Origin of the sequence: Nocardioides asiaticus (assembly GCF_040049175.1) — a bacterium.
GTDB classification, from domain to species: Bacteria; Actinomycetota; Actinomycetes; order Propionibacteriales; family Nocardioidaceae; genus Nocardioides; species Nocardioides cheoyonin.
Genome location: NZ_JBDZDM010000001.1, coordinates 1,013,251 through 1,026,045, shown reverse-complemented (window position 1 = coordinate 1,026,045; position 12,795 = coordinate 1,013,251). Strand labels below are relative to the sequence as shown.

13 protein-coding genes and 1 tRNA gene are annotated in these 12,795 nt (G+C 72.3%); 12 read left to right on the top strand and 2 right to left on the bottom strand.

Features of this window, described 5'->3' with window-relative positions; genetic code table 11:
* Positions 1-3 precede the first annotated feature (3 nt).
* A complete protein-coding gene (locus ABLE53_RS05040; RefSeq protein ID WP_348857595.1) occupies positions 4-360 on the top strand; it encodes a winged helix-turn-helix transcriptional regulator in 357 nt (118 codons plus the stop codon).
* A gap of 57 nt (positions 361-417) precedes the next feature.
* Here ABLE53_RS05040 and ABLE53_RS05035 read toward each other — a convergent pair whose 3' ends face one another.
* Positions 418-2,862 carry an esterase-like activity of phytase family protein gene (locus ABLE53_RS05035; RefSeq protein WP_348857594.1) on the bottom strand — a complete coding sequence of 815 codons (2,445 nt, stop codon included), beginning with the start codon at positions 2,860-2,862 and terminating at the stop codon, positions 418-420.
* A 196-nt stretch (positions 2,863-3,058) separates the two neighbouring features.
* On the opposite strand from ABLE53_RS05035, the gene eno reads away from it, so the two are divergent.
* The 9 genes from eno (at position 3,059) to ABLE53_RS04990 (ending at position 9,296) form a co-directional block, all read left to right on the top strand.
* Positions 3,059-4,336: a phosphopyruvate hydratase gene (gene eno, locus ABLE53_RS05030; RefSeq protein ID WP_348857593.1), complete on the top strand. Its 1,278-nt coding sequence runs from the start codon at positions 3,059-3,061 to the stop codon at positions 4,334-4,336.
* A gap of 87 nt (positions 4,337-4,423) precedes the next feature.
* Entirely contained in the window at positions 4,424-5,014 is a 591-nt protein-coding gene (locus ABLE53_RS05025; RefSeq protein ID WP_348857592.1) for an FtsB family cell division protein, read from the top strand.
* Positions 5,015-5,016: 2 nt separating this feature from the next.
* Complete coding sequence (locus tag ABLE53_RS05020; RefSeq protein ID WP_348857591.1) at positions 5,017-5,523, top strand: DUF501 domain-containing protein; 507 nt, start codon at positions 5,017-5,019, stop codon at positions 5,521-5,523.
* The gene (locus ABLE53_RS05015) at positions 5,520-6,482 is read left to right on the top strand and encodes a Ppx/GppA phosphatase family protein (RefSeq protein ID WP_348857590.1); all 963 of its coding nucleotides are present in this window, start codon (positions 5,520-5,522) and stop codon (positions 6,480-6,482) included. The genes ABLE53_RS05020 and ABLE53_RS05015 overlap by 4 nt, the downstream gene beginning before the upstream one ends.
* 31 nt (positions 6,483-6,513) lie before the next feature.
* Complete coding sequence (locus ABLE53_RS05010; RefSeq protein WP_348857589.1) at positions 6,514-7,002, top strand: hypothetical protein; 489 nt, start codon at positions 6,514-6,516, stop codon at positions 7,000-7,002.
* Positions 7,003-7,069: 67 nt separating this feature from the next.
* Positions 7,070-7,588: a glycine cleavage system transcriptional repressor gene (locus ABLE53_RS05005; RefSeq protein WP_348857588.1), complete on the top strand. Its 519-nt coding sequence runs from the start codon at positions 7,070-7,072 to the stop codon at positions 7,586-7,588.
* The gene (gene def, locus ABLE53_RS05000) at positions 7,585-8,142 is read left to right on the top strand and encodes a peptide deformylase (protein ID WP_348857587.1); all 558 of its coding nucleotides are present in this window, start codon (positions 7,585-7,587) and stop codon (positions 8,140-8,142) included. The genes ABLE53_RS05005 and def overlap by 4 nt, the downstream gene beginning before the upstream one ends.
* Positions 8,143-8,154: 12 nt before the next feature.
* Positions 8,155-8,228: transfer RNA gene (locus ABLE53_RS04995), tRNA-Leu, on the top strand.
* A gap of 198 nt (positions 8,229-8,426) precedes the next feature.
* Positions 8,427-9,296 (top strand): Bax inhibitor-1/YccA family protein, encoded by an 870-nt coding sequence (locus ABLE53_RS04990; RefSeq protein ID WP_348857585.1) that lies wholly within the window; start codon positions 8,427-8,429, stop codon positions 9,294-9,296.
* Here the strand turns inward: ABLE53_RS04990 and ABLE53_RS04985 are convergent.
* On the bottom strand, positions 9,293-10,339 hold the full coding sequence (locus tag ABLE53_RS04985; protein ID WP_348857584.1) for an SGNH/GDSL hydrolase family protein: 1,047 nt from the start codon (positions 10,337-10,339) through the stop codon (positions 9,293-9,295). The genes ABLE53_RS04990 and ABLE53_RS04985 overlap by 4 nt on opposite strands.
* A 54-nt stretch (positions 10,340-10,393) precedes the next feature.
* Between ABLE53_RS04985 and ABLE53_RS04980 the strand changes: the two genes are divergently transcribed.
* Both ABLE53_RS04980 and ABLE53_RS04975 read left to right on the top strand, forming a co-directional pair.
* Positions 10,394-11,782, top strand: coding sequence for a cystathionine beta-synthase (locus ABLE53_RS04980; protein ID WP_348857583.1), 1,389 nt, complete (start codon positions 10,394-10,396; stop codon positions 11,780-11,782).
* 33 nt (positions 11,783-11,815) lie between these two features.
* Positions 11,816-12,745: a universal stress protein gene (locus ABLE53_RS04975; protein ID WP_348857582.1), complete on the top strand. Its 930-nt coding sequence runs from the start codon at positions 11,816-11,818 to the stop codon at positions 12,743-12,745.
* Positions 12,746-12,795: the final 50 nt, after the last annotated feature.

The following is a 12,795-nucleotide window of genomic DNA, read 5'->3' as shown; positions in this document are numbered from 1 at the left end:
CGCATGGCCAGCAGCAGTGACACCCGTCACGAGCCCACCACTTGCAACGCCGCGCTGACCCGGGCCTTCGGCTTCCTGGGCAAGCGGTGGAACGGCGTGCTGCTCGCCACCCTGACCGGCGGGCCCCTCGGGTTCGCCGAGCTCAAGCGCGGCGTGCACGGGATCAGCGACTCGATGCTCTCCGAGCGGCTCACCGAGCTGTCGCTGGCCGGCCTGGTGGAGCGTACGGTCGACCCCGGCCCGCCCGTCGCCGTGCACTACGAGCTCACCGCGGCCGGCAAGGCGCTGATGCCTGCGCTCGAGGCGATCGGCGAGTGGGCCGACCAGAACCTCCCTGCCGCCGAGTGCCCGGCGGACTGACATCGGCCCACCCCCGTGCGGGAGCGGGCCGATGTCGTACGCCGGGCACCGGACTCGTCAGCGACCGAAGATCCGCCCTGCCGGCCCGAGCCGCAGGAAGACGGTCTCGCCGGTGGCGTCGGAGAGCCCGTCGTTGTCGGTCACGGCGTACACCTTCTTGTCCGCGCCGATCGTGAGCCCCTCGAGCTTCTCCTGGGTCCAGCCGTGCGGAGCCCGGAGCGCCGGGAGCACGTCGTACGCCAGGTGCTTGGTGAGCGGAGCCGTGATCGGGTCGGAGCCGGTGACGCCGTGCTTCGGTACGTCGACGGTGTAGACCCGCTTGATGCGGGCGGTGGTGCCGTTCTGCTTGTCACGCTCGATCACCGCGAGCGTGTCGGTGTCGACCGCGGTGATCTCGGACAGCCCGAGCCAGTCACCGCTGACCGAGGTCGACTCGAGCGGGTAGCCGAACCACTCCCACTGGCCGGTCGCCGGGGTGTAGCGGCCGATCCGGGCGACGTGGCCCTCGAGCTCCTGCAGCTGGGAGTTGGAGACCGTCGGGTCGACCCACAGCGGCCGCTGCGCGGCGACGTACACCTGCTCGTTCCGTCCGCTCCCGACCGCCGTGACGCCCTCGAGGCCCCAGCTCTTGATGTGCGACGAGATCTCGGCAGGCAGCGGGACGCTCTGCAGGATCCGCCCGGTCGAGGAGAGACGCAGCAGGGCGTTCTCGGCCCCCGTGGCGCCCTCGTCGGCGGCCCAGAACCCACCCTGCGGGCGAGCGAAGATGCCCTCGATGTCGATCGAGCCGTCGTCGATCACGGCGCCGTCCGCGTCCTTCACCTCGAGTACGTCCGTGATCCGCGCCGGCGTCCTCGACGTCTCGACGGTGTAGATCCGTCCGGTGGCGTACGCGACGTCGCTGGCGGCGTACAGCTCGTGCGGCCTGCCCGGCACCGCGCTGAGCGCGCCTAGGGCGCCCCAGCCGATCGGGAACCCGTCCTTGCCGGTCGCCGACTCGATCGTCGGGAAGCTCGCCGCGGACGTGCCGAGCCGGTAGACGCTCACCGACGCCCGCACGAGCGCGTCCGCGTCGTCCTCCTCGGAGGAGACGACGAAGAGGTTCCGCTTCGGGATCGGCAGCAGCCCCTCCGGCCCGTTGGTCGCGGGCAGCACCTGCTCGAAGGCCGGCTTGCGCGGGTTCGTCATGTCGTACACCGCGACGAAGTTGCTGCGCTCGGACCCGACGAAGGCGTACGGCGTCCCGCCGATCACGTCGTAGGCCAGGCCCTCCGGCTCGGTGCCCTTGTTGTCCGCCCGGTCGTTGTTGAACAGGCCGTACTTCACGGCCAGCTTCTCGTAGCTGTTCCCGGCGTCCCAGACGACCTTGCCGGTGGCCGCGTCGAAGACCGTCCAGCCACGGGTGCCGCCCTTCCAGTCGCCCTCGTTCGCGGTGGCGACCAGCCCGTTGCCGACCCACTGGATCGCGTCCGGCTCCCGCGGCAGGTCGATCGTGTCGTCCGGGTCGAAGAGGCCGTCGTCGGTGGTGTCGATGCCGGGTACGACGTCGTTGCCGGCGCTCCACACGTGCTGGATCTTCTTCGACCGAAGGTCGATGACGACCACGCCGTTGTTCTCCTGCAGGGTCAGCGCGAGCTGGTCCCGGTCGTTGATGTCGACGTACTCCGGCTCGGCGTCCTCCGGGGTGTCGAGGCCGGCGAGCGTGTCGGCGTCGAGCGTGACCGGGCTCGCGGTCCAGTCGGCCGGGTCGGCGCTGGCGAGGTCGATGACCTGCACGAAGCCGGAGGGCGCCTGCGGAAGGTCGCCCAGGTCGCCGTCGCTGCAGTCGCTGTCCTCGACGTCGTCGGGGTCGACGGTGATCGTCGCGCCGTCCTTGCAGGCGAGCTCGTTGCGCTGGTTCTCCATCGCGATCGCGGCGTACTTCCCGTCCGGGCTGATCGCGATCGAGTCCGGCTGGCCGCCGAGGTCGATCGAGGCGACCTCGGTGTGCGGGGAGGCGAGCGTGACGACGTCGAGGCGGCCCGCGCGGGTCCCGCTGCCGGAGCCGTCGTCGGGGTACGTGCTGTCGTCCACCACGACCAGTGCGACGTCGCCCGCGCTCGACGGGACGATCGACACCGACGTGGGGGAGCCGCCCTTGCCGCCCGAGACGTCGAAGGTACCGAGACCCTTCGGGTCGCCCGGGTCGCTGATGTCGAGGAAGCCGATCCGGCCACCGGCTGCGTCGGTGTAGGCCACGGTCTTCCCGTCGGGCGAGGCAGCGGAGATCTCGGCGACCGTCGGGTCGGCCGGGTCCACGCCGTCGGGGACGTTCTGGAAGACCGGGTACGTCGCCAGCCGGCTGAAGACGGAGGCCGGGCCGTGGGCCTGGCTGCTCGTCCCGTGCTGGGCGGTGGGGTGGTGCGGCGCCTGCTGGGCGGCCGCCGAGGGGAGCGGGAGTCCGAGCCCGCCGTACGAGATCGCACCCGCGGCGATGACCGCGAGCGTCGGACGAAGGTGCATGGGTGTTCCTCTCGGGGTGGAACTGCATCGGGGTGGCGTGGTCGCCGCCGAAACCCTCTTGATCCCGGGCGACGTCGGGGTGACCGGCAGGGGAGCCGTCGGTGAACGTCGGGTGCGCCCAAGGCCCCGGGATCCGGTGCGGCCGGGCGGGACTAGGCTGGCTCGCGCATCCGTCGACCAGCGCAAGGAGCACACAGTGGCAGCGATCGAAGCCGTCGGAGCCCGCGAGATCCTCGACTCGCGAGGCAACCCCACCGTCGAGGTCGAGGTCGTCCTGGAGGACGGCACCTTCGCCCGCGCGGCCGTCCCCAGCGGCGCGTCCACCGGCGCCTTCGAGGCCGTCGAGCTCCGCGACGGCGGCGACCGCTACGGCGGCAAGGGCGTCCACACCGCCGTCGACGCCGCCGAGCAGACCCTCGGCCCGGCGGTCGAGGGCATCGACGCCGACGACCAGCGCGCGGTCGACCAGGCGCTGCTCGAGGCCGACGGCACGCCCAACAAGGCCCAGCTCGGCGCCAACGCGATCCTCGGCATCTCCCTGGCCGTGGCGAAGGCCGCTGCCGCCAGCGCCGGCCTCCCGCTCTACCGGTACGTCGGCGGGCCGAACGCCCACCTGCTGCCGGTGCCGATGATGAACATCCTCAACGGCGGGGCGCACGCCGACACCAACGTCGACATCCAGGAGTTCATGATCGCGCCGGTGGGGGCGCCGACGTTCAAGGACGCGCTCCGCTCGGGGGCCGAGGTCTACCACGCCCTGAAGGCGGTGCTGAAGGCCCGCGGCCTCTCCACGGGCGTCGGCGACGAGGGCGGCTTCGCCCCCGACCTCGAGCACAACCGCGCCGCGCTCGACCTGATCGGCGAGGCCGTCGGCAAGGCCGGCTACGAGCTCGGCAAGGACGTCGTCCTCGCCCTCGACGTCGCCGCGAGCGAGTTCTTCGGCGACGGCGTCTACACCTTCGAGGGAAGCAAGAAGAGCGCCGCCGAGATGACCGCCTACTACGAGGAGCTCGTCTCGGCGTACCCCATCGTCTCCATCGAGGACCCGCTCGACGAGGAGGACTGGGACGGCTGGAAGACCGTCACCGACCAGCTCGGCGGCAAGATCCAGATCGTCGGCGACGACCTCTTCGTCACCAACGTCGAGCGGCTCTCCCGCGGCATCGCGGGCGGTCAGGCCAACGCCCTGCTCGTCAAGGTCAACCAGATCGGCTCGCTCACCGAGACCCTCGACTCCGTCGACCTCGCCCACCGCAGCGGCTTCCGGTGCATGATGAGCCACCGCTCCGGCGAGACCGAGGACACCACGATCGCCGACCTCGCTGTGGCCACCAACTGCGGCCAGATCAAGACCGGTGCGCCGGCGCGGTCGGAGCGGGTCGCGAAGTACAACCAGCTCCTCCGCATCGAGGACGAGCTCGCCGAGTCCGCGCGGTACGCCGGGCTGGGCGCGTTCCCCCGCTACCAGGGCTGACGGCGATCGCAGCCCGCGGTGGGTGGGCAGGCGACTCGCGTGCGCATTAGCGCCGAGTCGGCGGGCCCGTCGGCGAGAATCGGGCACGTGGCTGACCAGCGTCGTACCTCCTCCCGGCTCGGCCGGCTCGCCCGGCGCGGACCCCGCGGCCGCCGCGGCCCGGGTCGGGTCGGGCGGCTCGGCAGGGTCCAGCGCACCGACACCGCCGAGCGGGCCGCCGTCGCCGCCCCGCGGCTGCGGCAGCGGCCGACCGGGCGGCTCGCGATCCTGGTCGTCGTGCTCGCGGTGCTGGTGGTGTCGTACGCCTCCTCGCTCAAGGCCTACCTGCAGCAGCGGCACGACATGGACGCCCTCCAGCAGGAGATCGCCCAGCGGCAGAAGTCGATCGACGACCTGCAGGAGCAGAAGGACCGCTGGAAGGACCCGGCCTACGTCGAGCAGCAGGCCCGCGAGCGGTTCGGCTACGTCATGCCCGGCGACATCTCCTACGTCGCCCTCGACGCGAACGGCAACCGGATCCAGCCCACCTCGAAGCTCGGGAAGCCGTCGGCCGTGGGCGAGCCGACCAAGCCGACCGCCTGGTGGACCGACGCCTGGGGCTCCGTCGAGCTCGCCGGCAACCCGCCGAAGCAGGGCACCGGTCCGGCGACGACGATCAAACCCGACCAGAAGGAGTAAGCGTGATCGATCCCGCTGACGAGGCGGCGATCGCGGCACAGCTGGGACGGCCCCCGCGCGGCATCGCGGGCATCGGTCACCGGTGCCCGTGCTCCCTGCCCGACGTGGTCACCACCGAGCCGCGGCTCCCCGACGGCACGCCGTTCCCGACCACCTTCTATCTCACCTGCCCGCGCGCCGCCTCGCGGATCGGCACGCTCGAGGGGTCGGGCGTGATGCGGGAGATGCAGGACCGGCTCGCCCAGGACCCCGAGCTCGCCGCCGCCTACCGGCGCGCCCACGACGCCTACCTCGGGGCCCGCTACGAGCTGGGCGACGTCCCGGAGATCCACGGCGTCTCGGCCGGAGGCATGCCCGACCGGGTGAAGTGCCTCCACGTGCTCGCGGCCCAGGCGCTCGCCCAGGGCCACGGCGCCAACCCGCTGGGCGATGAGGTGCTCGAGCGGCTCGGCGAGTGGTGGAGCAGCGGCCCGTGCGTCGACCTCGAGCTCGAGGACGAAGAGCAGTGACCCTTCGAGACGGGCGCGGGGCGCCCTCCTCGGGGACCGGCCGGAAGGTCGCGTCGATCGACTGCGGCACCAACACCATCAAGCTCCTCATCGGCGAGCGGACCGAGGACGGGCTCGACGTCGAGGCCCGCGAGATGCGCTACGTCCGGCTCGGCCAGGGCGTCGACCGCACCGGGGTCCTCGCCGACGAGGCGCTGGCGCGGACGTTCGACGCGATCGACGAGTACGCCGCGATGATCCGCGACCACGGCGTCGAGAGGGTCCGCTTCGTCGCGACCTCCGCGTCGCGGGATGCGCGCAACGCCGACGTGTTCGTCGCCGGCGTACGCGACCGGCTCGGGCTGGAGCCCGAGGTCGTCTCCGGTGCCGAGGAGGCCGCGCTGGCGTACGCCGGCTCCGTGCGCAACCTCCGCGCCGCGCCCGACCTGCCCGTGCTGGTCGTCGACGTCGGCGGCGGGTCCACCGAGCTCATCGAGGGGAACGCCCTCGACGCCGGACCCGACGTGGCCGACTCGATGGACATCGGCTCGGTCCGGCTCCACGAGCGCCACCTGCGCTCCGACCCGCCGACGATGGCCGAGGTGGACGCCTGCGTGCGCGACATCGAGGAGCACCTCAGCGCCTCGCCGGTGACGGTGGAGTCGGCCGCGACGGTGGTCGGCGTCGCCGGCACCGTGACGCAGCTGGCGGCCGGGCTGCTCGAGCTGACGGCGTACTCCCGCGAGGCCATCGACCAGGCCGAGTTCCCCGTCGCCGACGTCAACGCGCTCGTCGACCGGCTGGTCCGGATGACCGTCGACGAGCGTCGCGCGCTGCCGTGGATGCACCCCGGTCGAGCCGACGTCATCGCCGCCGGGGGACTGATACTGTCGCGCATCCTGAGGCGCGCCAGCGTCGACCGCCTCATCGTGTCGGAGTCCGACATCCTCGACGGAATCGCCTGGTCCATAACAGACTGAGGCCCACCAACGTCTCTGGGAAAGGCTCAACGTGAAGAAGCTGATCCTCCTTGCCCTCGCCGCCGCCGGCATCGGCGTCCTGGTCAAGAACAAGTCCGAGCAGCTCAAGTCGGGCGCCGCGAGGGTGACGAGCGACCCGCGCGTGCAGTCGGCGCTCGCCACCGCCTCGGAGAAGACCGCCCCGCTGAAGGAGAAGGCCGCGCCGTACGCCGAGGCGGTCAAGGAGAAGGCCGGCCCGTACGCCGAGACGCTGAAGGAGAAGGCCGCCCCGGTCGCCGACACGCTGAAGGAGAAGGCGGGCCCGTACGCCGACACGGTCAAGGAGAAGGTCGGCGCCGCCACGACCGCTGCCCAGGAGAAGCTCCACAAGACCGAGGACCTCACCCCGCCCGACGTGCCGACGGAGGCCGCCGAGGAGGTCAAGGCGGAGGACCCCGTCTCCGCTCCGGAGTACTCCGGCGACCCGCTCACCGACCCGCTGCCGGAGGAGCCGACCGAGGAGAAGCCGGCCGAGAACTGAGCCCACAGCCGGGCCGCGGACCGGGCAGGAGTACGCCGGCGCGGCGCCCGGACCTCACAATGTCCGGGTGACGACCCACGCCATCACCGTCCTGGGCCACGACCGGCCCGGCATCATCGCCGAGACCACCGGACGCCTCGCCGACCTCGGGCTCAACCTCGAGGACTCCTCGATGACGCGGCTGCGCGGACACTTCGCGATGACGCTGGTCTGCGCCGGCGAGGCCGACAGCGAGACGATCGCGGAGACGCTCGCCCCGCTCTCCGCCGACGGCACGCTCACCGTCAGCGTCTTCGGGCTCCCCGACGAGGAGGCGGCCGAGGAGCAGGGGTCGCCGTACGTCCTCGCGGTCCACGGCGGCGACCGCCCCGGCATCGTCGCGTCGGTCGTCGGCGAGGTCGCGGCGGTGGGCGGCAACATCACCGACCTGACCACCCGGCTGTCGGGCGGGCTCTACGTCCTCGTGGCCGAGATCGACCTGCCGGCCGGCACCGACGTCCCCGTGCTCGAGGAGGCGATCGGCCGCGTCGCGCGCTCGCTCGGCGTCGACGCCACGCTGCGCCCCGCCGACAGCGACGAGCTGTGACGCTGAACGAGCGGGTCGCCGCCTGGACCGAGGCGGAGCTGGGCGTCGAGGGGCGGGTCCTCGACGTCGTACGCGCGCCCGACCCGGTCCTCTCCGAGCCCGGGGCCGAGGTCGACCCGACCGCGGCGGAGACCGTCCGGCTGGCGGCCGACCTGGTGGCCACGATGCGGGTCTCGCCCGGCTGCGTCGGGCTGGCCGCCGGTCAGGTCGGGGTCTCGGCGCGGGTCTTCTGCGTCGACGTCTCCGACCACCCGAAGGCGCGCACGCAGCACGGCACCTTCGTCCTCTGCAACGCGGAGGTGGTGGCCGCGTCACGCAACGAGCGGGCCCGCGAGGGCTGCATGAGCGTCCCCGACCTCACCGGCGACGTGAAGCGGGCCGGCCGGCTGACGGTCCGCGGCTACCTCCCGGGCACGGGGGAGGAGGTCACGATCGCCACCGACGCGTTCGAGGCGCGCTGTCTCCAGCACGAGATCGACCACACCGACGGCCTGCTCTTCCTCGACCGGGTCGCCGGTGCCCACGCGGTCTACCAGCGCAAGACCTATCGGTAGCGTCAGAGCCCAGCCCCGGTATCCCAATCGGCAGAGGAAGGCGCCTTAAAAGCGCCGCAGTGTGGGTTCGAGTCCCACCCGGGGCACTCATCAGCCGATCGAACAGGCTTTTGCATCGGCTCCCTCTGCAACTCACAGCGAGTCTTCAGCCACGTCGGGAACGTCTGTGGATGAGGTGTCGTTGACTCGGGTGAGCGGTGCCTAAGATGGCGCCGTCCGGCGAACCGTCAGAGCGACGGTGCCATTCGGCCTTTGAGGGCAAGGCCTCCAAGGAGGAGACCACCATGCAGAGCAACAACCCGGTGTTCCGCAACTCCGAGGGTTTCAGCAAGGCGTCCTACAACGCCTACGGCAACCCGACGTACGCCGGCAACGGCACTGCCTACCCGGGCTACGGCCAGGCGGGCTACACCGACCCGAGCTCCTGGTCTGTCGGCGGTCCCGCCGCGCCCGGCTACGCGCCGGCGCAGGAGCGGATGACGATCGACTCGGTCGTGCAGAAGGGTGCCATCAGCATCGTGCTGGTGGTCCTCGCCGCGGCCGCGACCTGGCTGCTCACCCCCGACGTCCGCAGCGGCGTCGACCTCGGCCCGCTCTCCAGCGCGCTGGTGCTCGGCGGCGGCGTCGCCTTCGTCCTGTCGCTGGTCAACTCGTTCAAGCGATCGGTCAGCCCGGCGCTGGTGGTGCTCTTCGCGATCGCCGAGGGCGTCTCGATCGGCGCGTTCAGCAAGCTGATCGACGGCTACTACGGCGGCGGGCTGGTCGTGCAGGCCGTGCTCGGCACGTTCGCCGCGTTCGCGGGCACGCTCGCGGCCTACAAGTTCCTCGACATCAAGGTCGGCAACAAGTTCCGCACCTTCGTCGTGGCCGCCGTCTTCGGCATGGTCGGGCTGAGCCTGCTCGAGCTGGTGCTCGGGCTGTTCGGCGCCAGCTTCGGGCTCTTCGGTCTCGGCGGCATCGGGATCTTCACCGCGATCGCCGGCCTCGTGCTCGGCGTCTTCATGCTGATCCTCGACTTCGACATGGTCGAGAACGGCGTCGCCAACGGGCTCCCCGAGCAGGAGTCCTGGCGGGCGGCGTTCGCGATCACCGTCAGCCTGGTCTGGATCTACACCAACCTGCTCCGCCTGCTGGCCATCCTGCAGCAGGACTAGCTGCTGCCTGTCTCCGACGGCGGTGGCTCAGCACCCGTCCTGTCCTCCGACGCGGTTGCCGGCGCACCGCTGGGGGCCTCGACCTCGCCGTGCTCCTGGCTGCGGAAGTGGCGCACGCTGACCCAGAGGCGGCGCAGTCGGCCGCGCGGGCGTGGGGCCGGGTCGAGCTCGGTGCCCGGCCGGTTGACCGCGTGCAGCGCGGCGGCGGCGATCGGGATGATCCGACGACCGCGGTAGGTCTCGAGGACGGCCTCCTCGTCGCCGATCACGCCGAGGACGGCAAGCGTGGGCGGGAGCAGGACCTCGGCCAGCGCGGCGTAGCCGGCCGCGGAGGGGTGGAACTTGTCGGCGCCGAAGAAGAACGCCGGCTCGGCCTTGAACTCGTCGCCGAGGATGTCGGCCAGCGACACGGTGTGACCGCCGGCGCGGACGACGTGGAAGGTCTGGCCGGCCGCGATCCGGCGGGACCAGGCGCGGACGACCTGGCGCAGCGGCGGCAGCACCGGCTTGACGGTGCCGAGGTCGGGGCAGGTGCCGACGAGGGCGCGTACGCCGTTGTCCTGCAGCCGCCTGACCGCCTCCACGAGGTGGCTGACCGAGACGCTCGGCCGGACCCGGTTGATCACGTCGTTGGCGCCGACCAGGATCACCGCGACGTCGGCCTCGGCGGCGATCGCCTGCTCGACCTGCGGGTGCAGGTCGGCCGAGCGCGCGCCGACGACCGAGAGGTCGTGCAGCCGCACCGGGCGGCCGGCCTTCTCCGAGACGCCGGTGGCCAGGATCGCGCCCGGGGTGTCCTCGACCCGCTCCATGCCGTAGCCGGCCGCACTCGAGTCGCCGAGCAGCGCGAGCTGCACCGGTCGGCCGGGATGCCGGGCGCCGTACCACCCCGACGGGTTAGGGGCGTGGTCGAGCTGGACCGCGTGCACCGCCCGGTCGGCGAGGAGGCCCTCCGCAACCAGCACGCCGAGCAGACCCGCGCCGCCGAGGACGATCCCGCCGCCGGCGTACACCCCACTTCGAAACGCGTCTGCCTTCCTCACGCGACCACTCTACGGAGCCGCTCACGGGCGGCTCGCAGGCCCTAGTCTGGCCCTGTGGAGTATGTGAATTCGCTCATCGACCTGATCGGCGACACCCCGCTACTGAGGCTGCGGCGCTCGCTCGACGAGCTCGGTGCGGCGGAGGGGCCGCTGGTGCTCGCGAAGATCGAGTACCTCAACCCGGGCGGGTCGGTGAAGGACCGGATCGCGACCCGGATGGTCGAGGCCGCCGAGGCCTCCGGCGAGCTCCGGCCCGGCGGCACGATCGTCGAGCCGACCTCGGGCAACACTGGCGTCGGGCTCGCGATGGTGGCGCAGGAGAAGGGCTACCGCTGCATCTTCGTCTGCCCCGACAAGGTGAGCGAGGACAAGCGCAACGTCCTGAAGGCGTACGGCGCCGAGGTGGTCGTCTGCCCGACGGCCGTCCCCCCGGAGCACCCGGACAGCTACTACAACGTCTCCGACCGGCTGGCGAGCGAGCCCGGCGCATGGAAGCCGGACCAGTACTCCAACCCGGAGAACCCCCGCTCCCACTACGAGACCACCGGCCCCGAGATCTGGCGGCAGACCGAGGGCCGGGTCACCCACGTCGTCGCCGGCGTCGGCACCGGCGGCACGATCAGCGGCATCGGCCGCTACCTGAAGGAACAGAACTCCGAGGTCCAGATCATCGGCGCCGACCCCGAGGGATCCGTCTACTCCGGCGGCAGCGGGCGGCCCTACCTCGTCGAGGGGGTCGGTGAGGACTTCTGGCCGACGACGTACGACCGCGGCATCGCCGACCGCATCATCGCCGTCTCCGACGCCGACTCGTTCACGTTCACCCGCCGGCTCGCGCGCGAGGAGGCGCTCCTCGTCGGCGGCTCGAGCGGCATGGCGGCGTACGCCGCGAAGCAGCTCGCGCAGGAGCTGGCCGCCGAGGGCCGCACGGACGCCGTCATCGTCGTCCTGCTCCCGGACTCCGGGCGCGGCTACCTGACCAAGGTGTTCAACGACGCGTGGCTGGCGCAGTACGGCTTCGCCACCGGCCAGGCCTCGACCCAGACCGTCGGCGACGTGCTTCGCGGCAAGCGCGGCACGATCCCGGACCTGGTCCACACCCACCCCGGCGAGACGATCGCGGAGGCGGTCCACATCCTGCGGGAGTACGGCGTCAGCCAGATGCCCGTGGTGAGGGCGGAGCCGCCCATCGTGGCCGCCGAGGTGGCCGGCTCGGTCTCCGAGCGCACCCTCCTCGACGCGCTGTTCACCGGCAAGGCGCGGCTGACCGACTCGGTCGAGCAGCACATGTCGCCGCCGCTGCCGACGATCGGCGCGACCGAGGACGCGAGTGCGGCGGCGGGCGTGCTGGAGAGCTCCGACGCGCTGCTCGTCCACGAGGACGGCAAGCCGGTCGGGGTGCTGACCCGGCAGGACCTGCTGGGCTACCTGACCGGGGCCTGAGCCGAGCCCCTCCACCGAAGGGAGAGACCGCGCATGAGCGCTGCGACCGAGACCGCACTGGGCATCCTCGACGAGGGCGAGGACGCTCTGCACGGCACCGTCCTCGTCGGCGTCGACGGGTCGAGCGCCGGCGACGCCGCGATCAGGTACGCCGCCGACGTCTGCACCCGCAACGACGCCGAGCTCTGGCTCGCCCACGTCGTGACCGGCTACAGCACGCTGGTGCCCACGGCCGTCGAGGGGCTCGAGGAGGCCGGGCAGGCGGTGCTGGCCCAGGCGATGGCGCTCGCCACCAGCCTCCTCGACCCGTCCCGGGTGCGCGGCGACCTGCTCCACGGCCAGCGCCAGGCGGCGCTGCTGGAGGCGGCCAAGGGGGCGCGGCTCGTCGTCCTCGGCTTCCAGCCGCACTCGAGCCTGGAGCGGCTCGTCACCGGCTCGACCACCACAGCGCTCGCCGCGGGCGCGCGCTGCCCGGTCGCCGTCGTCCCCGACGGCTGGACCGGCAACGACCACCACGTCGTCGGGGTGGGGGTCAAGACCATCGAGACGGCCGCCCCGCTGCTCCGGACCGCTCTCGGCATCGCCCGCAAGCGCGGCGCGACGCTGCGCGTCCTGCACACCTGGCACCTCTCCACGACGGCGTACGACGCGCTCCTGCTGCCCGACCAGCTCGACACCGAGGGGTGGAGCGCCGACATGCGCGCGGCGCTGGAGGAGTCGATCGCGCCGGTGCTCGCCGACTACCCCGACGTGAAGACCGAGCTCACCGTCATCGAGCGGCATCCGGCGGTCGGGCTGGAGGTCCTCGCCGAGGGTGCCGACCTGCTCGTCATCGCCCGCCGCGCGCGGCTCTTCCCCCGCGGCCACTTGGGCGGTACGGCGCGCGCGATGCTGCGCGAGGTGCCGTGCCCGGTGCTCGTCGTACCCCCGTCGGCGGACGCCGAACCGGACCCGCTGGTCTGAGTCCGGGGCGGTCCGCGGGACCTCGGTCCTGTGACCAAAGAGACCAAAGT